This is a genomic window from Actinopolymorpha sp. B17G11 (assembly GCF_040196095.1).
In the GTDB taxonomy this organism is placed as follows: Bacteria; Actinomycetota; Actinomycetes; order Propionibacteriales; family Actinopolymorphaceae; genus Thermasporomyces.
Genome location: NZ_JBEFTW010000042.1, coordinates 19,682 through 40,401, shown reverse-complemented (window position 1 = coordinate 40,401; position 20,720 = coordinate 19,682). Strand labels below are relative to the sequence as shown.

At 70.0% G+C, this 20,720-nt stretch carries 15 protein-coding genes; 10 read left to right on the top strand and 5 right to left on the bottom strand.

What is annotated here, in order from left to right; translation table 11 throughout:
* Nucleotides 1-148 precede the first annotated feature (148 nt).
* Nucleotides 149-1,390 (bottom strand): MFS transporter, encoded by a 1,242-nt coding sequence (locus ABN028_RS30320; protein ID WP_349698974.1) that lies wholly within the window; start codon nt 1,388-1,390, stop codon nt 149-151.
* A gap of 378 nt (nt 1,391-1,768) precedes the next feature.
* Between ABN028_RS30320 and ABN028_RS30315 the strand changes: the two genes are divergently transcribed.
* Nucleotides 1,769-3,697 (top strand): IlvD/Edd family dehydratase, encoded by a 1,929-nt coding sequence (locus ABN028_RS30315; RefSeq protein WP_502879227.1) that lies wholly within the window; start codon nt 1,769-1,771, stop codon nt 3,695-3,697.
* A 134-nt stretch (nt 3,698-3,831) separates the two neighbouring features.
* Here ABN028_RS30315 and ABN028_RS30310 read toward each other — a convergent pair whose 3' ends face one another.
* Nucleotides 3,832-4,887: a class I SAM-dependent methyltransferase gene (locus ABN028_RS30310; protein WP_349698972.1), complete on the bottom strand. Its 1,056-nt coding sequence runs from the start codon at nt 4,885-4,887 to the stop codon at nt 3,832-3,834.
* A gap of 161 nt (nt 4,888-5,048) precedes the next feature.
* Here ABN028_RS30310 and ABN028_RS30305 point away from each other — a divergent pair, with 161 nt between their 5' ends.
* The 4 genes from ABN028_RS30305 to ABN028_RS30290 all read left to right on the top strand — a co-directional run bounded on the left by ABN028_RS30305 (nt 5,049) and on the right by ABN028_RS30290 (nt 7,407).
* Nucleotides 5,049-5,801, top strand: coding sequence for an RNA polymerase sigma factor (locus ABN028_RS30305; RefSeq protein WP_349331193.1), 753 nt, complete (start codon nt 5,049-5,051; stop codon nt 5,799-5,801).
* The gene (locus ABN028_RS30300) at nt 5,791-6,564 is read left to right on the top strand and encodes an anti-sigma factor (protein WP_349698971.1); all 774 of its coding nucleotides are present in this window, start codon (nt 5,791-5,793) and stop codon (nt 6,562-6,564) included. Before ABN028_RS30305 ends, ABN028_RS30300 begins: the two co-directional genes overlap by 11 nt.
* A gap of 97 nt (nt 6,565-6,661) precedes the next feature.
* Nucleotides 6,662-6,787 carry a hypothetical protein gene (locus ABN028_RS30295; RefSeq protein ID WP_349698970.1) on the top strand — a complete coding sequence of 42 codons (126 nt, stop codon included), beginning with the start codon at nt 6,662-6,664 and terminating at the stop codon, nt 6,785-6,787.
* A gap of 5 nt (nt 6,788-6,792) precedes the next feature.
* Nucleotides 6,793-7,407: a nitroreductase family deazaflavin-dependent oxidoreductase gene (locus ABN028_RS30290; protein ID WP_349698969.1), complete on the top strand. Its 615-nt coding sequence runs from the start codon at nt 6,793-6,795 to the stop codon at nt 7,405-7,407.
* 8 nt (nt 7,408-7,415) lie between these two features.
* Here ABN028_RS30290 and ABN028_RS30285 read toward each other — a convergent pair whose 3' ends face one another.
* Nucleotides 7,416-10,970, bottom strand: a complete 3,555-nt coding sequence (locus tag ABN028_RS30285; protein WP_349698968.1) for an AfsR/SARP family transcriptional regulator — start codon at nt 10,968-10,970, stop codon at nt 7,416-7,418.
* 238 nt (nt 10,971-11,208) lie between these two features.
* Between ABN028_RS30285 and ABN028_RS30280 the strand changes: the two genes are divergently transcribed.
* Nucleotides 11,209-12,417 carry an AfsR/SARP family transcriptional regulator gene (locus tag ABN028_RS30280; protein ID WP_349698967.1) on the top strand — a complete coding sequence of 403 codons (1,209 nt, stop codon included), beginning with the start codon at nt 11,209-11,211 and terminating at the stop codon, nt 12,415-12,417.
* A gap of 324 nt (nt 12,418-12,741) precedes the next feature.
* Here ABN028_RS30280 and ABN028_RS30275 read toward each other — a convergent pair whose 3' ends face one another.
* Nucleotides 12,742-13,647, bottom strand: a complete 906-nt coding sequence (locus ABN028_RS30275) for a phytanoyl-CoA dioxygenase family protein (RefSeq protein WP_349698966.1) — start codon at nt 13,645-13,647, stop codon at nt 12,742-12,744.
* A 185-nt stretch (nt 13,648-13,832) separates the two neighbouring features.
* On the opposite strand from ABN028_RS30275, the gene ABN028_RS30270 reads away from it, so the two are divergent.
* Nucleotides 13,833-14,768, top strand: coding sequence for an SMP-30/gluconolactonase/LRE family protein (locus ABN028_RS30270; protein ID WP_349331187.1), 936 nt, complete (start codon nt 13,833-13,835; stop codon nt 14,766-14,768).
* A gap of 22 nt (nt 14,769-14,790) precedes the next feature.
* On the opposite strand, the gene ABN028_RS30265 is transcribed toward ABN028_RS30270, so the two are convergent.
* Nucleotides 14,791-15,120 (bottom strand): hypothetical protein, encoded by a 330-nt coding sequence (locus ABN028_RS30265; protein WP_349698965.1) that lies wholly within the window; start codon nt 15,118-15,120, stop codon nt 14,791-14,793.
* Between the two features lie 134 nt (nt 15,121-15,254).
* Here ABN028_RS30265 and ABN028_RS30260 point away from each other — a divergent pair, with 134 nt between their 5' ends.
* The 3 genes from ABN028_RS30260 to uppS all read left to right on the top strand — a co-directional run bounded on the left by ABN028_RS30260 (nt 15,255) and on the right by uppS (nt 20,717).
* Nucleotides 15,255-16,205 (top strand): D-2-hydroxyacid dehydrogenase family protein, encoded by a 951-nt coding sequence (locus tag ABN028_RS30260; RefSeq protein ID WP_349698964.1) that lies wholly within the window; start codon nt 15,255-15,257, stop codon nt 16,203-16,205.
* A 155-nt stretch (nt 16,206-16,360) separates the two neighbouring features.
* Nucleotides 16,361-19,900, top strand: coding sequence for a phosphodiester glycosidase family protein (locus ABN028_RS30255; protein ID WP_349698963.1), 3,540 nt, complete (start codon nt 16,361-16,363; stop codon nt 19,898-19,900).
* A gap of 49 nt (nt 19,901-19,949) precedes the next feature.
* Complete coding sequence (uppS, locus tag ABN028_RS30250; RefSeq protein WP_349698962.1) at nt 19,950-20,717, top strand: polyprenyl diphosphate synthase; 768 nt, start codon at nt 19,950-19,952, stop codon at nt 20,715-20,717.
* Nucleotides 20,718-20,720: the final 3 nt, after the last annotated feature.

Genomic DNA, 20,720 nt, shown 5'->3' with positions numbered 1-20,720 from the left:
TGTTGCTCACCACAAGGATGTTGCCGACGAAGCTGCCGACCAGAGGTCGAAGCGATTCGACCTCGCATAGTATGCAAGCACGCTGCGTACGAGGCAATCGTCCTCACTGCCCGCCGGATCGCCGTGAAGCCCGGCCGGCGTCGGCCGGTCAGTCCGATGAGGACATCGCCGCAGGCGCGTGACCGGGGCCGTCAGAGTGGTCATGGACCTCCGCCCGACTGATCGCCGGCGACAGCAGCATCCATCCGGTCGTGGCGGCCACACAGCCGAAACAGGCCACCCCGACGGGCCCGAGGCCGACCACGCCGACGAACGCACCGAACGCCGCGATCCCCAACGGCGTCATGGCACTCGACACCACCGTCACGACGCTCTGGACCCGGCCGAGAACATCCGGCCTGGTCTCGGTCAGCAGCAGGCCACTGAGAATCGCGTTGCATGGTCCGAGGCAGAACGACCACCATGCCGCGGCCGCGCAGACCGTCCACACGTCGGTGGCGAAGATCAGCCCGGCGAAGCCGGGGAGTCCGGCGATGATCCATAGCCCCAACGCGAAGCCGGCCCGTTTCGGCGGCTGCGCGACCGCGCCGAGCAGGCCACCCACGATCAGCCCACCGGCAAGGAATCCCGCCACCAGGCCGTATCCGGACGGGCCCCAGCCCGCGTCCTGTGCCTTGAGGACGACACCGATCGTCTCGACCGGAATGGCCACCATGTTGAGGATCAGCGTGATGACGGCCAGCCCGCGGATCAGCGGATGCCCTACGACGTAACGCAGCCCGTCGGTCAGCGCCTGCCTGACGCCGGTGTCCCGCTTCGGTCGTACGATCGTGAACCGCGGACGGACGAACATCAGAATCGCGAAGCAGAGCAGGAAAGTCGCGCCGTTGACGAACGCAGCCAGCGCGAATCCGCCGAGAGCGACCAGGATGCCACCGGCACCTCGTCCGAGCGCCTCGGAGATGCTCCGGGTGAACTGCCGGACGGCAGCACCCCGCGGAAGTTCCGCGTGGGGCAGGAGCGCTGCGAGATAGCTGTTGGCGGCCGGCAGGTAGAACGCGTCGATCGTGCCGAACGCCAGTCCGAGAGCGATGAGGAGCCACGCCGTGGGAGGCTCGCCACCGGCGGTGAGACCGGCGCCTATCAGAGCGGTGAGACCGGCCAGGACGTCAGCCGCCAACATGAACCGTCGTGGCCCACGGAGGTCCGCCACCACACCGCCGACGAGCATGAACGCCGCACGGGGAATGCCGGTGGCGGCCAGGACGATTCCGGTCAACCGTGGATCGCCGAGTTGTGCGGCCGACCAGCCGACGGCGATGAGCCAGACGTTGTCGCCCACGTAGCTGAGGCCGCGCGCGAGGATGTAGCCGACGAAGCGAGGGTCCACTCGAAGGTCCACTCGAAGCGTCATCCCCGTCCGCACAACTCCGCCCCTTTTGATGTCATGAACCTGACCGCTTCCGGCCCTCCCCGTCGCGCTCGGACCCGCAGAATCAGGTCGCCCGAATGCGCGCTATGCCCCGACCCTTGCCACAGTATGCGATCACTCGAGTACGAAAAGCCAGCACGGACGTCGACTTGCGCAACGTGAGGGCGCTACTTGACCAGCGTCGTCGTCCCGGTGCGGTCCCTGCGTGGTCCCTGCGTCCTTCCAGTGGCCCTCGTGTCGCGGCGATCGTTCCAGTTCGCCCTGCATGATCGCCACCGCGTCGGCTGGCCGGGGTGTCCACGAACCATGCCACGGCCGGCCGGCGGAATACGTCAGATGTCTATGCTGTCCGCTGAGTACGCCCCAGCAGGCCAGCGTGTTCCGTACTGCACGCCTGGCGGTGACCGAGCCTCGAAGGAGCGGGCGATGTCAGAGCAGCCGACATCAGGCCAGGAAGCACGCACCCAGTCGACGCCAGGCCAATCGACGCCAGGCCAGTCGACGCCAGGCCAGGGAGCGTCAGCGCAGGGAGCCGCAGGGGAGAGGGCACCCCTCCGGAGCCGGACGTGGTTCGGCGCGACCGGGCGTTCCGGTATGACGCACCGTTCGTGGATGCGCAACCAGGGCTTCGGACCCGACGTGTTCGACGGCCGGCCGGTGATCGGGATCGCCACCACCTGGTCAGAGCTCGCGCCCTGCAACTCGCACCTGCACCGTGTCGCCGAAGCCGTCAAGCGCGGTGTCTGGCAGGCCGGCGGCTTCCCGCTGGAGTTCCCGGCGATGGCACTCGGCGAGACGATGCTGCGGCCGACCGCGATGTTCTACCGCAACCTCCTCGCCATGGAGGCGGAGGAGCTGATGCGGGCCAACCCGATGGACGGCGTCGTCCTCCTCTCCGGTTGTGACAAGACCACTCCGGGCCTGCTGATGGCCGCTTCGTCGGTCGACATCCCCGCCATCATGGTGACCGGCGGACCGATGCTGAACGGCAAGTACAAGGGCCAGGACGTCGGATCCGGTACGCATGTGTGGAAGTTCGAAGCCGACCTCAAGACCGGCAAGATGACCCAGGAGGAGTGCTACTTCGCCGAGGGATGCATGGCCCGGTCCAACGGCCACTGCATGACGATGGGTACGGCGTCGACGATGGCGTGTGTCGCCGAGGCGCTGGGCATGCAGCTGCCGGGCTCGGCGACCTGGCCAGCGGTCGACTCCCGCCGTTACGAAGTCGCGCAGAGCGCCGGCCAACGGATCGTCGCGATGGTGCACGAAGAGCTGCGGCCGAGCCAGATCCTCACCAGACCGGCGTTCGAGAACGCGATCCGCGCCAATGCCGCCATCGGCGGCTCGACCAACGCGATCGTGCACCTGCTCGCGTTGGCCGGCCGGCTCGGCGTACAACTCGACCTCGACGACTTCGACACCCTCGCGCGACCGGTGCCGACGCTGGTCAACCTGATGCCGTCCGGGAAGTACCTCATGGAGGACTTCTGCTATGCCGGCGGTCTGCCGGTGGTGTTGCGCGAGCTCGCCGACGGTGGGCTGCTGCGGAACGACCAGATCACGGTGACGGGACGCGGCATCGCCGAGAACAACGCCGACGCGGAGTGCTACAACCGCGACGTGATCTACGCGCTGGACGAACCGTTCCAGCCGCCCAACACGGGCACGGCGGTGTTGCGCGGCAACCTCGCGCCGAACGGTGCCGTCATCAAGCAGTCGGCCGCGTCGCCCGGGCTGCTCAAGCACGAGGGGCGGGCGCTGGTCTTCGACTCACCCGAGGACTACCACGCCGTGTCCGACGATCCGGACATGGACGTCGACGCGACGGACGTGTTGGTGATCCGTTACTCCGGACCCAAGGGCTACCCGGGCATGCCGGAGGTCTCCAACGTGCCGCTGCCGACGAAGCTGCTGAAGGCCGGCGTCACCGACATGGTGCGGATCTGCGACGGGCGGATGAGCGGGACGGGATTCGGCACGGTGGTGTTGCACGTGTCGCCCGAGGCGGCGGTCGGCGGACCGTTGGCGTTGGTGCGTACGGGCGATCGGATCGTGCTCGACGTGCCGGCCCGCACCCTCACCGTCGACGTGTCCGACGCCGAACTCGAACGCCGCCGGGCGGAATGGACCCCGCCCGAGCAGAAGTACACGAGCGGGTACGCCTGGCTCTACACCCAGCACGTGCTTCAGGCCCACGAGGGAGTCGACTTCGACTTCCTGCAAGGCTCCCGTGGGCACGCGGTCCCGCGCGAGTCCCATTAGGCGGCGGGTGTTCGTCGGGAGCTCGCCGTCTGCATGAGAGGTCCCCCTGATCCAACAGCAGCTTGGATCAAGGCGCCCCTCATGCAACAGAAGCGGCGGGAGTACGCCTGCGCCGTACGCGTCGACCGGTGGGGTCAGGGGCGCACTTCGTACACGATGTTGAACGGCGTTTCGGCGACCCGGCGGAACCTCGTGAATCCCGCGTCGGTCACCAGGTGCCTGATCGGAGGCTCCCCAGCCTGCGCGCCGAGGGAGTAGCCACCGTCCTGCGACAGGGCGTTCGGAACACACAGGAACGTCGAGAACGAGTAGTAGACCCGCCCCACCGGGTTGAGGTTCGCAGCGACCGAGTCCCCCGCGAACGGCTCGACGACCATCCACGTACCGTCGGGGGCGAGCGAGTCCCGGATGTGTCGCGCGGCACCAAGCGGATCGCCCATGTCGTGCAGGCAGTCGAACGTGGTCACCAGGTCGTACGGACCACCGGTGAAGTCCTGCGCCGATCCGACCGTGAAACTCGCCCGCTCGGACAGGCCCGCCTCGGCCGCACGGGAGTTCGCCGAACGGATCGAACCGGCGTGGTAATCCGAGCCGGCGAATGTCGAAGCAGGGTAGGCCTCCGCCATCAACACGGTCGACGCGCCGTGACCGCACCCCACGTCGGCCACCCGCGCACCGGCCGCCAGCTTCGCCTCGACGCCGTCGAGTGCCGGGAGCCACTCGCTCACGAGATGCGCGATGTAGCCCGGGCGGAAGAAGCGTTCACACCCGACGAACACCTCCTGGGCGTGCTCGTGCCAGCCGACACCCTCGCCGGAACGGAAGGCTTCGACGATCCTTGGCAGCGCGCGTAGCGATCCGAGGGCGAGCTGGAACGCACCTGGCGCATAGACCGCGCCGTCGGGGTCGGTCAGGACGAACGCCTGTTCCTCGGTCATGGAGTACGCGCCCGCGTCGGCGTCGTACTCCACATACCCCCCGGCGGCCTGCCCACGCAGCCACTCCTCGACATAGCGGGCATCGGTGCCGGTCCGCTCGGCGACGTCTGCCGGCTGGAGCGGCTTGTCCGACTCGGCCAACGCCCGGTACAACCCGAGCTGCTCGCCGACGACGACGTTTCCGGCCGCCATCGTCGCTCCGACGTCGCCGACGAAACGACCCAGGAACTCCATCAGCTTGTCGTTGTCCATCGCGCCCTCACGTTCCTTCCTGACGGGCTGTGGGTGTTCCGCGGAACGTTGCGCGTCGCTCGCGGAACACCAGCCGGAACGCTGCCGCGGCATGTTGCACCGCGGTTGCAGGAGGCGCACCGCAACGCCACTGCAATGTCCGGGACCAAGCTCGCGACCAAATGGCCGCACGTACGACAACCGCGCTCGCGCCCTCCGTACTGGACTCGTTCCGTCGGGGCGAGGACAGTGGCGTCCGCGAGGTCTATCTCGCCTACAACGGTCCGGTCTTCGCCGTCGCGTGGAGCGTGCTCGGCGATCGGGAGCTGGCGGTCGAGGCCGTCCAGGAGACGTTCGTGCGCGCTTGGCGGGCAGCGGCGCGTTATGACCCTACGCAGGACATCGCGCCGTGGCTCTTCACGATCGCCCGCCGGGTCTCGGTCGACATCTGGCGCTCACGCCGGCGGATGCCGACGACCGAACTCGAGGAGACGTCGGCCGTCGTGGCCGGCCCGGAGCTCGACTCCATGTGGGAGGCGTACCAGGTGCGCGCCGCTGTGGACCGGCTGCCCGAGGAGGAACGCGACGTTGTTCGCCTCGCGCATTTCGGCCAACGCAGTCACGCGGAGATCGCCGCGGAGCTGGGCATCCCGATCGGCACCGTGAAGTCCCGGTCGCACCGCGCCCACCGGCGCCTCGCCGGGTGGCTCCGCCCGCTCTGCGTCGTCAGCCCGGAAGGGGCGGAGGGACCATCCGGCGTGCTCGGCGTACCTGGCGGAACCGGCGTGCCTGGCGGACCCGGCGGAACCGGCGTAACGGGCGCACCTGGCGGGCCCGGCGGACCGGGAGTACCTGGTGCCGTCCGCGAACCGACCGACCCGTCCGCTGCGTACCAGCCGTACTCGGACCCGGGAGCGCGGCACGATGAACCCTGACGACCGACTCAAGGACTACCTCGAAACCGGCGCATCCGCCCATGGCGCTCCCGACGGTGCCGTCCGCGTCCGTGCCCTCCTCGGATCGCCGGCGGTCTGGGAAGGACCGCCGGACCTGACTCTGCGGCGGGTCCTGTCCCAGATCGAGACCGAACGCCGTGTCGGCGGCCCCAGGATCGCCGCCGAACACCCCGCCGCCGAACGCTCCGCCGCCGAACACCCCGCCGGCGACAGACGCGCTGGGCGGCCCGGCCGGGGCCGGCGGACGAGGCGCCCCGCCCAGGTCGGCGCCGACATCGGGTCAGCCCGCCGACACCGTGCGGCTCCTCGGCACCTGCTCGTCGCCGCCGCCGCGGTGTTGATCTTCGGCGGTGGCGCCGTAGGCGGTTGGTTCGCCGCGGGGGAGAACGTCGGACGACGGGGCACCGAGGTGGTCCTGGCAGGCACCGAACTCGCCCCGGACGCGGGCGCCGTGGCTCGGGTCAGGGACACCGCGAGCGGACTCGCGATCACCGTCCGGGTCACCGGCCTGCCACCCGCACCACCGGGAACGTTCTACGAGGCGTGGATGAAGTCACCGGAGGGCGACCTGGTCCCGATCGGAACGTTCCACCTCAAGGGTGACGAGGAACCGGTCGAGCTCTGGGCCGGCATCGACCCCGCCCGTTATCCGCTGCTCACCGTCACCCTTCAGCGCGAGGGTGAGGGTACGGAGTCCTCCGGAAGGGTCGTCCTGAGCGGCACCATCGCACCCGCCCGATGACGCGCGGCTGCGCTCGGCGGGGTCACCGGCTGCGCTCGGCGGGGCCACCCGCTGCGCTCGCGCGGGGAGTGGAACCGCGGTCGAAAGCGGAGGCAACATGACGGAGCCCATCGCTGCCAATGCCACCGTGGCAGGGTTCGCCGGTACGACGCCGCTGCCGGTGGAGAACACTGGGTCCTGGCACATCTACCAGCTCTCCCTCGACGAACCAGTGGGGATCTGATGGCGATGAGACTGACGAGGAACGCAGAGGCAGGACCGTTCGCCCGCTTCGTTCGCTGGTCGTCGGCGACGGCTCCCGTGTCCTGGGTCTATGCGCGGATACTGCACCGGATCGACGCCCTGGTCTATCGACGTACCCACGGCCGGCACACCGCCTCCAGCCTGGTGTCGGGCCTGCCCGTCACGATGCTGACGACGACCGGTGCCAGGACGGGCAAGGAACGCACCCTGGCGGTGCTCACGATCCCGGACGGCGACGAGTTTGTGCTCATCGCGTCGAACTTCGGCCAGAGCCACCATCCGGCGTGGTACCACAACCTGCGCGCCCATCCCCGCGCGATCATCACCGTCGATGGGGTCTCGACCGTGGTCGAGGCGCGCGAGACCACCGGCGACGAACGCCTGCGTCTCTGGCGGCTGGCCTTGGAGGTGCACCCGGGATGGACGCGGTACGAACGGCGCGCTGCCGCGGCCCGTCGCCGGATCCCCATCCTGCTGCTGTCCCCGGTCGCCGACCCGACGCCGGCCGACCCAACGCCCGCCGACGACCCAACACCGATCGCTGACCCAACACCGATCGCTGACCCGACGCCTGCCGACGACCCGTCCACTGGTTCCTGAGCCCAGGATCACCCAGACGGGGAGGAGTCGGCGAGGAGGATACGGACCGGGTGGGCCTCGGGCGAGTTCATCTCGGCGAACAACGCGTGCGCCTCTTGCCAGGCGCTCTCGGCAGCGCCGGGTTCGTTCCGTTCCCGCAACGCCCGACCCAGCACGAGCAGGGTGCGGGCCACTCCGAGGCGGTGCCCGACCTCGCGGTGCACCCCCAGAGCCTTCCGGGCCCCCTCGACCGCTTCGTCAAGCCGGCCTTGCGCCATCATGATCGTGGCGGATGCCGTGAGCGCCGGGCCCTCGAGCAGCCGGTACCCCGCCTGCCGGACCATCGTGAGAGCCTGCTCGACGCAGCCACTCGCGTCGTCTGCCCGGCCGAGATGCTGGTACGAATGGGCCAGCCCGATCAGGGCGGCGACCTCGTGCTGGCGGACTCCGATCTCGCGGCTGAGCCGCAGGGCGTGGTCGTGGTGGTCGACCGCTTCGGCGAAGTTGCCGAGCCGTTGGTGGACCGTACCGAGAGTGTTCAGGGCATCGGCCTCGAACCGCCGGTCTCCCGCCTCGCGGCTCCCCGACAGGGCGGCCCGGGCGAGCTCGAGTGCCTCGGCGTACCGTCCCGCGTCGCAGTGTGCCGTGGCGAGGGCACGCAGGTTGTCGGCTTCCTGGACGCGATGGCCCAGCTCCCGGTTCAGCGACAGCGCCTGGGTGAAGTGGGTCAGTGCCTCGTCGAGCCGGCCAAGGACGAGGCAGCATTCACCGAGGTTGCCGAGTAACACCGCCTGGCCGCCGCGGGAACCAACCTGCTGGAAGACCGGCAGTGCCTCCGCGTAGTACTCGGCCGCCCGCGGCAGGTTGCCGGCCTCGGCGAAGAGGTTGCCGAGGCTGACCAACCGGCCGGCGACGATCGGCATCCAGCCGATGTCCCTCGCGGTGTCGAGCGCCCGCGAGAAGTAGTCGGCCGCCTCGTCGAGTCGCCCGGCACGGCGGCACAGGATGCCGATCTCCCCGAGCGCCACGGCTCGCGCCTCCCGCCACCCGCACTCGTCGGCAAGGTCGAGTGCGCGGGTGTAGTGGACGGACGCGTGCGGGTAGTCGCTCTCCCGTTCGTACCTCGCACCGAGACTCAGGTGTGCCGCGGCCTGCCCGTGCAGGTCACCCTCTGCCTCCGCCGCGGCGAGGCCGGCGGACGCGACCGTCTGCCAGTCGTGACTGTACGTACGCAGGCTGAAGTAGCCCTTCAGCGTGTTGGCGAGGAGTGCGGCCGGTGATCTGGGCCCATGCACCGCGGCGTGTCGAACGGCGGCTACCAGGTTGGCGCGTTCGGCGTCCAACCAGGTGAGCGCCTGGGTGTGGTTCTCGAGCGCGGCGAGCGCGCGCGGCGGTGGCTGGTCGCTGTCCGGCGCTGGTAGGCGGATCCGGTCCGGATACAACAGCGCGGCAGCCGCATCGGCGGTGACCAGGAACGCGGCCAGGAGCCGCCCGAACGCCGCCCTCCGGTCGGCCACGGGATCATCGGCTTCGGTGCGTTCGGCGGCGTAGAGGCGGAGCAGGTCGTGGAACGCGAACCTGCCGGGTGCGGGGCGGTCGACGAGGTGGGCGGCCTCCAGCCGGTCGAGGAGGCAGGACGCCTGAGCGGGCGGAATCCCGGCAAGCGCTGCCGCGCCCGCCGCGGTGACGTCCGGACCGGGCATGAGACCGAGCAGTCGGAAGAGGCGTTGCGCGTCCGGCTCCAACGCGGAATACGAAAGGTCGAACGCCGCCCGGACCGCGCTCCGCTCGTCACCTGCGACCTCGAGCGCTCCGAGTCGGTGCTCGCCGGCCAGGTCATGGACGAGGGAGGCGACACTACGCCGGCGGTCGACAGCCAGGTGTGCGGCGGCGATCCGGAGTGCCAGTGGGAGTGAGGCGCACAGCCGGGCCAGCTCGTCGGCCGCGTGCTGGTCGGCGTGGATGCGTTCCTGGCCGAGGACCCGACCGAGCAGAGACCGCGCTTCGCCAGGCTCCAGAACGTCGAGCGTGAGGTGCTGAGCACCCTCCCTGGCGACCAACCCGCCCAGCCGGTCACGACTGGTCACGACGACAAGGCACCCCGGACTACCCGGCAGGAGAGGGCGGACCTGGTCGACCGTCCGGGCGTTGTCGAGTACGACCAGCACCCTCCGGCCGGCCAGCGATGAGCGGTAGAGCGCCGCTGCCTGCTCGAGTTCGGCCGGCACCTGGTCGGGCGCCACGCCGAGTGCACGGAGGAAGGCGGCCAGCACCTCAGCCGGCTGTAACGGTGGCATCGGCGCGTAGCCCCGCAGGTCGACGTGGAGCTGACCGTCGGGGAACCGGTCTCTGACCGTGTGCGCCCACTGGACGGCGAGTGCCGTCTTGCCTACGCCGGCAGTTCCGGAGATCACCGCGATCGGCATTCCACCGGTGTAGCCATCGTCGGCGAGCAGTTCGTCGAGGCGCTTCAGGTGCCGGGTCCGACCGGTGAACGCCACTGTCGCCGCCGGGAGCTGCGCCGGCGCCCCCATGGCGAGCGGTGCCACGACCGACGCCGAACCGGCAGCGGACGCCGAGGCCGCGGTTGGGGTCGTGGTCGTGGCCAGGCTCGTGGCTGTGGCCGGTGTCGTTGCCGGGCTCGTGGCCGCGGCCGGCGTCGCGACCTGGCCCGGCATCGTGACCTGGCCCGGCGTCGAGGCACCCCCAGCCGTCGCCGTACCCCCAGCCGTCGCCGTACCCCCAGCCGTGGCCGTACCCCCCGCAGTGACCGGCGTCCCGCCGCGCGCCCCGAGGTAGTCCTCCATGGCGTCCCCACCCGCGAGGATGCTCTGGTGCAGCAGACGCGCGGTCGCACCGGGCTCGACCCCGAGCTGCTCGACGAGGGCCTCACGAAGCTGCCGGTACGCGGCAAGAGCGTCGGCCGGCCGGTCCGCCGCGTACAACGCCAGCATCAGTAGCGCCCACAGACGTTCGCGCAGCGGATACTCGCGTACCAGGCCCTGCAGCTCCCCCACCAGGTCGGGGTTGCGCCCGAGGCGCAGGTCGACGTCGATGCGTTCTTCCAGGACCGTCAACCGGCGCTCCTCCAGGCGTACGACCTCGGAACGGCACGCCTCGATGTCGAGACCGGCGAGCGCGGGGCCGTGCCACAGCGCCAGCGCCTCGGCCAGCAGGTCGGCCGCCTGGCCCAGGGCCATCGCCGAACGCGTGATGGCCCCGCCGCCCCCGGTCAGCGCGTGACGGGCGGCCCGCACCAGCTCGTCGAACTGGTCGAGATCCAGCTCCCCGGCGCGCACCTCGAGGACGTATCCGGGAGCCCGGGTCAGCAGCCGCTGACGGTGCGACGTGCCGTCGTCCACCCGCAGCACCCGCCGCACGTGGGCGACGCACCCCTGCAGCAGACCGCGCGCGCTGGCCGGCGGGTTGTCACCCCACAGGTGGGCGACCAGCCGGTCGGCCGACGTCACGCGGTTGCCGTTGAGGAGTAGCAGGGCGAGGAGCGCCCGCTGCTGCGGTCCGCCCACGGCCAACCGCTGCTCACCGTCCCAGACCTCAAGCGGTCCGAGGATCCGAAACCGCATAGGGGCTCCCTCGAGGCCAGATTCGCAGGCTAACAGGCAGCGGGCCGGCACGACCCGGAGATCGTGTTCGTACGGGCGAACAGGTCTGTTCAGCGTCCTGACCTCCCCGGACGACCCGAACCGGCCGGCGGGCGGATTGTCCATCACTTGCCCAGGATTTGCCCAGACCCGTGGGGGACCGTCTGCCCATGGGGAGTACGCGGCGGGGTGGCGACAGGTTCTCGTCCAGGGGGTCCGGATGCGATCCGCAGCGGTAGCGGCGCGTGACCGGCCGGGGATCCTCGACCCCTACGTCCGCGTGGTCGGCAGTCTTGCGGTCCACCGTGAGGGCCGGGTCCTGTCCACCACGGACGTGGGTAGCCGTAAGGCCCGCACGCTGCTGGCGCTACTGGCCGTCGAACACGGGCGGCTGGTCGGCACCGACCGGATCATCGAGGTGCTGTGGGGGGACGCACCGCCGCGCCGGCCGGCCGAGAATCTCGCGACGTTGGTGAGCCGGCTTCGCACCTCCCTCGGCCCTGATGTGGTCGTGGGAGGGCGCGGTGGCTACCGCCTGGGCGGGGCGCTCGAGGTCGACCTCACCCGTGGCGAGCGGCTTGTGGCCGAAGCCGACCAGCAGCTGGCCGACGGTCAGCCGGCGCACGCGCTGGCGACGGCACGGCACGCGCTCGCGTTGCTCGACGGAGAGGTCCTCGAGGGCGAGCCCGACGCCGACTGGGTAGCTCCCGCCCGCGCCGTCCACCGCGAACTCGTCCGGCACGCCCGACACACGGCAGCCGAGGCGGCCGAGCACGCCCGGGACCTTCCGACGGCGGTGAACCTGGCGCGCGCGGCGGTGGCGGCGGATCCGCTGGACGAGGCGGCCTACCGGGCGCTCATGCGGGCGTACGCACTGGTGGGTGAGCCGGCGCGGGCGTTGTCGGCGTACGAAGAACTACGTTCCACCCTCGCGACCGAGCTCGGCGTCGATCCTGCCCGCGCCACTCGCGAGCTGCATGTGGCGATCCTGCAGGAACGGCTTCCAGGCCCGGCCGACCTGGGACCTGTTGCCGCCCTGCGGTCGGGTTCGGGCCTGGCCGCTGTCACCGCTGGTACGCCCGCACCTGCTGGCACACCGGTGCTGGCCGGTACGCCGACGCTGGCCGGTACGCCGACGCTGGCCGGTACGCCGACGCTGGTCTTGGCGGCCGGACCCACGCTGATGCTGGTGGTCGGGGCGACCGGCGCGGCGGGTGGGGCTGGCGCGGCGGGTGGGGCTCGCGCGGCGGGTGGGGCTGGCGCGGCGGTGGTTCCAGCCGGAGCCGGCGCGGAGGGCGGACCGGGCGCTGCGACTACCGAAGCGCTCGAGCATCAGGTTGCCGAGCTCATCCGCTTCGCGCGCTCGATGGGTTGTGTCGTCGTGCAGGCACCACTGCACTCGTGGTCCCGCCTGCTCCGCACCTCCTGAACAGAACCCGCGCTCTTCGCCCGCCCGGGCGCGCTGTCGGTGCTCGGAGTGTTGACGTTCCTCGCCTCGTGGAACGACTACCCCTGGCCGTCGATCGTCGCAAGCACATCCTCGACAACCTCATGATCGGCTCGATCAAGAGCTGAGTCCGCTCTCTTGGATCCACGCCGCCCGGCCTAACCTGTCGTGCGACGGGCGGCGACTGCGCGCCTCGTGCGAATGACCACGCTGATCATGCGTGCGTACGTCATCGAGGTGCCGACACCATGCCCAGGTGCCACAGGCATGCTCAGCGTGGTCATTCCCGGCCCCGCCAGGCGCGGGTCAGCGGCCGCAGCCGCCCTCCTTGTCAGGACGCACGCCGGGCCGGGCAAAGTCCTCGGTCCCCTTGTAGGCGTACGGATCCTCGCCCGCCACCATCTCGATGTCGCGGTAGTCCCACTTGGCCACGTGCATGTTGTCGGGCACCTTGCCCCAGGGCAGCAGGGACTCGGCACTCATGTAGTGGTTGGTCAGTGCCCTCCGGAACCCATCCCGGCCAGAGTTCGGCAGCGACCGGTGCAGCAGGTAGCCGTTGAAGATGACCGCGGCGCCCGCCGGGATCTCCACCGGCACGGCGTCCTCGTCACGGTAGGGGAAGTCGTACAGCTCGACCGTGCAGTCGAAACGCTCGTCGTCCTGGTCGCGGTCGGGGTAGATCACGCCGCGCCGGTGCGAACCGGGTAGCACCCACAGGCAGCCGTTCTCGATCGTGGCGTCGTCCAACGCGATCCACGCGGCGGTCAACGACCTGTCCCGGGTCGGGATGAAGAACTCGTCCTGGTGCCACGCCTGTCCCGGCTTGCCCTCCGCCTTCATGAACAGCATCGACTGCATGCACTTGACGTTCGGCCCGATCACCTTCGTGAGGGCGTCGACGATCCGCGGATGGTGCAGCGAGCGCTGGATCACCTTCGACAGCTTGTTCGGGAAGTGGATGCACAGGTAGCGCCGCATCACGTCGGCGTCGGACTCGTCGGCGTCCGCTGCCTCGACTCCGCTGATCTCGCCCAGGTCGCCGCGGCACAGGCGAGCGGCCTCCGCGTTGATCTCGGCGACCTCGGCCGGCGACAGCGCGCCTGCCAGCACAGCGAAGCCGTCCTCTCGGACCTGCTCGATCAACGCGTCAGAAACCGTCTCGTGCAGGACGACCGGCGACGGCCGCCGCTCGACCTGTGGGACAGCGGACATGGCACACCCCTTCGCGATACTGACGTTCGTCCCACCAGGATGCGGGGGCGGACCGCCGACGAGCCATGCACATGCGTGGCCACAACCTGTCTGATCCTGACATCACCCTCCGTTACCTGATCCGTCTCGTCGGGACACTTGCTGCCGCGGCTGGCCGCGGACAGTGGTGATCCGGCATCATCGCGATGGCGAGTGGTGCCGGATCACCCGGCGGCACCGAGCTGGCCGCCGATCCAGAGGACGACTACGCGGAGGACACCATGGTCGCTGTCGAGCAGGTCACCGACCCACACGCGCACCACGGCGAGGGCCCGGTATGGCACCCCAGCTGGGGCGGCCTGCGCTTCGTCGACATGCTCGCGGGCGACATCCTCACCGCCGACCTCGCGACCGGCGCCGTCACGCGTACGCACATCGGAGAGGTGGCGGCGGCCTTCCGCCCCCGGGTCGGCGGTGGACTGGTCGCGGCGAACGAGCGCGGGTTCCTCCTCCTCGCCGACGACGGCACCATCGAACACCTCGGCGAGGTCTGGTCCGATCCCACCATCCGGATGAACGAAGGTGGTTGCGATCCGCACGGCCGGTTCTACTGCGGCTCGATGGCCTTCGCCGGGACACCCGGCGCCGGTACGGTCTATCGCCTCGACCTCGACCGCAGGGTCTCCGTCGTCCTCACCGACGTCACCATCTCCAACGGCCTCGCCTGGGCGCCCGAGCAGCACCTTGCCTACTACATCGACACCCGTACGCAGCGCGTCGATGCCTTCGACTACGACCCGGCGCGGGGCATCGTGGCGGAGAGCCGGCGCCCGATCGTCACGATCCCCGGCGAGCACGGCGGCCCGGACGGCATGACGGTCGACGCCGAGGGCTACCTGTGGGTGGCGATGTGGGGCGGTTCCGCGGTCCGCAGGTACGCACCAGACGGGCGACTGGACGGTGTGGTCGAGCTGCCGGTGACGCAGGTGACGGCGTGCACGTTCGGCGGGTCGAACCTCGACGAGCTCTACATCACGACCTCGCGCCAAGGTCTACCCGAAGGCAAGCAGCCGTCGGCGGGTGCGATCTTCGTCGCTGAGACCGGGGTGCGCGGGCTTCCCGTCCTCCCCTTCGCCGGCTGAGCCCGGCCGGCGAGTTCTCCCCTTACGCGGGCTGACCGTCCCGCGCCCCGGGCCGCTCCGGCTCGCGGTTGCGCAGGAGGTCGAGGATCGCGTCGAGCTTTGCCCCGTGCTCGGCCTGGAGCCTGGCCACGTCCGACTTGAGCACACCCACATCCGACTTGAGCACACCCACATCCGACTTGAGCACACCCACATCCGACTTGAGCACACCCACGTCCGATGCCAGCTCGTCCAGTCGGTTGCCCTGGCGTTGCTGGGTCACCTGGATGGTCACGAGCAGCTCGTAGATCGACTGGACGTCGTTGTCGAGCTGCCGGACCTTGCGCTGGACGTCGGGCGGCAGGGCGGTCATCGCGGAAGCCTAGCGGAACGAAGCCGCACGCGGGCGTGGACTGGTGGATGCCGGGTTGCCGGAGGTGTCCCTGGCCGTGGACCACGCCGACCCGGCATGATCGGGCCGGTGACAACCGGCGGAAGGGACGCGTGATGACGACGGTCGCGGTGCTCGACGACTACCAGGAGGTGGCGGCCGACCTGGCCGACTGGAAAGCCCTCCCCGACGGTACCGAGGTGACGTTCTTCGCCGACCATCTCGATGACGAGGACGCGCTGGTCGACCGGCTCCAGCCCTACGACGTCCTCGTGCTGATGCGCGAGCGCACCCCGCTGCGACGGTCCCTGATCGCCCGGCTTCCCCAGCTGCGACTGGTCGTCACCACCGGCATGCGCAACGCCTCGATCGACCTCGACGCCGCCCGCGAGCATGGCGTGACCGTGTGCGGGACGCGAGGCGGTACGCCGGGCACGGTGGAGTTGGCGTGGGCGCTGATCCTCGCGGTCGTACGCCACCTGCCGGCGGAGGACGCACGGATGCGGGCGGGTGGATGGCAGCACACCCTCGGCACAGATCTCGGCGGGTCGACGCTCGGGCTGCTGGGTCTGGGCCGGCTCGGGCGGGCGATGGTGCCGGTGGCGCGGGCGTTCGGGATGGACGTGATCGCGTGGAGTCAGAATCTCACCGACTCCGCCGCGGCCGAGGGCGGCGCTGCGCGCGTGGACAAGGACGAACTGTTCGCGCGATCCGACGTCCTCAGTGTGCATCTCGTGCTCAGTGCTCGGACGCGCGGACTGGTGGGTGCCCATGAGCTCGGCCTGATGAAGCCGACGGCCTTTCTCGTCAACACCTCGCGTGGGCCGGTCGTCGACGAGTCCGCCCTCGTCGCGGCGCTCCACGACCGCCAGATTGCCGGTGCCGCCCTCGACGTCTACGACAAGGAGCCGCTTCCCGCCGGACATCCGCTTCTGTCCGCGCCGAACACCGTGCTGACGCCGCACATCGGTTTCGTGACGCGAGGGACGTACGCCACGTGGTATCCCGAGGCGGTCCACGCGATCGCCGCGTACCTCGCCGCAACTCCGGTGAACGTCCTCACCTGACCCCGCACCACAACGCCTCGTCCCGCGCTTCCCTCGACGCCCGGCCCGCCGCCGCAACTCCCGCCGGCCATGCGGTGTTTTCTTTCGGTCAAGCTCAATGTCTGGTAAACCGCCTCCTTCTGCGCTTCACTGCGTACGACCCAGGGGAGGCTCAGATGTCTTCGACGCCTACGTCCACACGCACTCGACGTCTCGCGCCCGCCACGGCGATCGCCGCGGCCGCGTTGATTCTCTTCGGTCTGGTCCTGCCGGGCGGGACGAGACCCGCCGCGGCCGGCCCGCCTGACGCGACGCCTGCGCCACTCCCCGACCTGCGGTCATCGACGTCGGACGCCGCACGTTTCGAGCTGGACGCGCCGAGGAGCGCGCCCAAGGCATCGGCCGCGGTCGAACCGCGGATGGAGACGTACAAACGGCAGAGACCCGTCGCGCCAGGCGTCACCCTGCGGTCGTTCGACCGGTACGGACCGGATGGCTTCACCGGTACGCCCACCTGGCTGCAGGCCGACAGCCTCACCGTCGACCTCACCAAGGGGACGGTGCCGGGCTACCTCTTCCCCGGTCAGGTCGCCAAAGGCGAGCCCATCTCCGTCCAGGCCAACCGGGTCGGCGCCGCCGCGGCCGTCAACGGCGACTTCTTCGACATCAACAACTCCACGGCACCATTGGGTGTCGGCATCAGGGACGGCGAGGTCATCCAGTCGCCCGACACCAACCCGACCTGGCACAAGTCGGCGGCGATCCTCACTCCTGACGGCCTCGGCCGCATCGGCGAGGTCCTCTTCGATGGCACGATCGCGTTGCCGGACGGCGCGTCCGCCCCCCTTGCCGGCATCAACAAGCCGACGCTCGCGCCGGACGCGATCGAGGCGTTCACCCCGCTCTGGGGCACGTACTGCCGGTGCCGAGCGACCCAGGACGCGGCGAAGGTGACCGAGGTCGAGGTCGTCGACGGGACGGTGACCGCGGTGCGGCCGCAAGCCGGTGAGGGTGCCATCCCGACCGGCGGTTTCGTCCTCGTCGGTCGCGACGCAGGCGCGGATACCCTTGCCGGCTTGGCGGTCGGTGACGCCGTGAGCATCGACTACGCGGCACGTACGGCAGACGAGAAGGAGATCCGGACCGCGCTCAACGGCCGGCAGCTGCTCGTCGTGGACGGCGTCCCACAGAAGGCCAGTCAAGGCAACAACGTGCCGCCGGCGCCACGCACCGCGGTCGGTTTCTCCGCCGACGGTACGAAGATGTACGTCCTCACCGCCGACGGCCGGCAGCCGGCGTTCGCCGACGGACTCGGACTCGACGAACTGGCCACCATGATGGTCGAACTCGGTGCGCACAACGCGGTCAACCTCGACGGCGGTGGGTCCACCACCATGGTTGCCCGCACACCGGGCGCGACGACGGCCGAGGTCGAGAACCGCCCGTCCGACGGCAGGGAACGCTCCGATCCCAACGGGCTGGCGCTGTTCGCGCCCGAGGGCAGCAAGGAACTCCACGGCCTGTGGGTGGAGACCGCGCTGGATCCCGACACCGCAGCCGGCTCGTCGAGCATCGCCCCGGCCCGGCCGGACCGGGTGTTCCCCGGGCTGACCCGGCGACTGACCGCGACGGGCTACGACGAGACCTACGGTCCAGCCGACGGCGACCCGACCTGGACGACCGACGCACCGAAGCGCGGAACCGTCAACGGTGACGGGGTTTTCCGCGCCGGCAAACCTGGGTGGGTCACCGTGGAGGCCTACGACGGAAATGTCCGCGGAAAGACTGAGCTCCACGTGCTGCGCCCGCTCGCCAGACTCTCCGCCAGCACCCAGCAGGTGGCGATCGTCGACGACGGAGGAACCGCGAGGTTCGGTGTGGTCGGCCAGGACGCTGGCGGCTACACCGCTCCGATCGAGCCCGGCGAGCTCACGCTGTCCTACGACGACGCGCTGATCGACATCACACCGGACAGCACCGGGCAGTTCACGGTGACCGCGAAGCAGCCACGCGGTTCGACGCAGGTGGTCATCAGCGCGACGACCGGAGCGGGCAAGGTGAGCTTGACACTGCCCGTCACCGTCGGTCTCGACGAGATCGTCGTGTCGGACTTCGAGGACCCGAGCGTGTGGAGCTACTTCGGCGAGCGGGCCACCGGCAGCATCGCTCCGGCACCCGGCAAGGTCGGTCAAGGACTCGCACTGACCTACAACTTCGACGAGTCGACGGCAACGCGGACCGGTGGAGCCCTTGCCACCGACGGCATCGAGGTCCCGGGCCAGCCACGCGAACTGCGGCTCTGGGTCCATTCGTCCGGCCATGGTGAGTGGGCGAGTCTGCAGGCGTACGACGGGACCGGGGCGTTGCTGCCGGCGTTCCGCGCGGGCTTCCTCACCTCGACCGGATGGCAGCAGCTCAGCTTCAGCGTGCCGGCGGGAACGCAGTACCCGTTGACGATCCGGCGCTACTACTCGGCCGAGACCAAGCCGGAGGCGCAGTACAAGGGTGAGCTCATCATCGACGAGTTGACCGCCCTGGTGCCGCCGGAGGTCGAGGTCCCACGAGCGCAGAAGGTCGAGGATCCGCTGATCCTGCAGAACGGAACGGTCGACGGCGCACCGTGGACGTTCGCGGTGATGTCCGACGCGCAGTTCGTCGCCCGCGATCCCGACAGCGCCCTGGTGAGACAAGCGCGGCGTACCCTGCGGGAGATCCGCGCGAGCGATCCCGACTTCCTGCTCATCAACGGCGACCTGGTGGACGAAGCCTCCCCTGAGGACTTCGCCCTCGCCAAACGCATCCTCGACGAGGAGCTCGAGGGCGAGCTGCCGTACTACTACGTACCCGGAAACCATGAGGTGATGGGCGGCAGCATCGACAACTTCACCGCGGCGTTCGGTGAGACGAGCCGGGTGTTCGACCACAAGGGGACCCGGTTCATCACCGTCGACACCTCCGCGTTGTCGATCAGAGGCAGCGACTGGACGCAGCTTCGCACGTTGCGGCAGGAGCTGGACAAGGCCGCACAGGATCGGGGCGTCGGATCGGTCGCGCTGGTCCAGCACGTGCCGCTGCGCGACCCCACGCCCGCCAAGGCGAGCGAGCTGAGCGATCGCAAGGAGGCGGCGGTCATCGAGTCGTGGCTGTCGGACTTCCAACGCTCGACCGGCAAGGGCGCGGTGTTCATCGGCGCGCATGTGGGAACGTTCCATGCCGCGCATGTGGATGGCGTTCCTGCGTTCGTCAACGGGAACTCCGCGAAGTCCCCGTCCACCGCACCGGCCGACGGTGGCGTCACCGGCTGGTCCCGGTGGGGCGTCGATCCGGTCACCGGCAAGGAGGCCGACGCCGCGCGCGACGATCCGCTGCGCGACGCACCGGAGTGGATCGCCGCGGAGGTACGCCCGCACGTCGACGCCCTCGAGCTGGCCGCACCGGGCGAGGTCGAGGTCGGCGAGTCGGTGGATGTCAAGGCGCTCTTGACACAAGGCGAGGAGACGTTCCCCGTCGGCTATCCGGTGACAGCCTCGTGGTCCGGCTCGCCCAATGTCCTGATCGGCGACGACTCCGAGCGCGAAGCGTGGCACGCGGCAGTCTTCAACCCGCGTACCGGCACTCTCACCGCGTGGAAGCCGGCGTCCATCCGGCTCGCCGTCACGGTGAACGGCACGTCCACGGACACCACGATCAGGCTGTCGGCGCAGGCTGCGGCCTGACTGGACGAAGGTGGGATGCGTCAGCGAGACGTGCGGTAGCTTGAACCGGATGGGTTTCGTTGATCTGGTGAATTCGCTCTACCTCAGGCGGCTGCGCCGACAGGTCGCGTCCGGGCCGATCCCGCGACATGTCGCCCTCATCATCGACGGCAACCGCCGCTGGGCTCGCCAGATGGGACTGGCCCACGTCAGCCTCGGCCACCAGGCCGGCGCCGAACACATCGACACGGTCCTCGGTTGGTGCGCGGACGCGGGGATTCGGCACGTCACCGTCTTCGTCGCCTCCGCCGACAACATCCGCAAGCGTTCTCCCGACGAGATCACCTTTCTCATGCACCTGACCGAGCGGGTGATCGCCGAGCGCCTCGCGCAGCCCTCCAGCCGTTGGCGCATCCATCTCGCCGGGCACCTCGACCTGTTGCCGGACTCGACGGCACACGCCCTCAAACTCGCCCGGGAGACCACCGCCGGGCAGGAGACCGACAGCCACCTGACACTGGCGATCGGCTACAGCGGACGGGCCGAGCTTGTCGATGCGCTGCGTTCGATCTTCGAGCAAGAGGCCCGTGCCGGCACCACCACCGCGGAGTTGGCCGAGCGGGTCACCGTCGCCGACATCGCGAGCCAGCTGGACACCAGTGGGCAACCCGCGCCGGATCTCGTCATTCGTACGAGTGGTGAGCAGCGACTGTCCGACTTCCTGATCTGGCAGACGGCGTACTCGGAACTCCATTTCTGTGACGTCTACTGGCCGGGTTTCCGGCAGCGCGACTTCCTGCGCGCCCTCCGTGCCTACGCGGCCCGGCTGGAACGATGAACC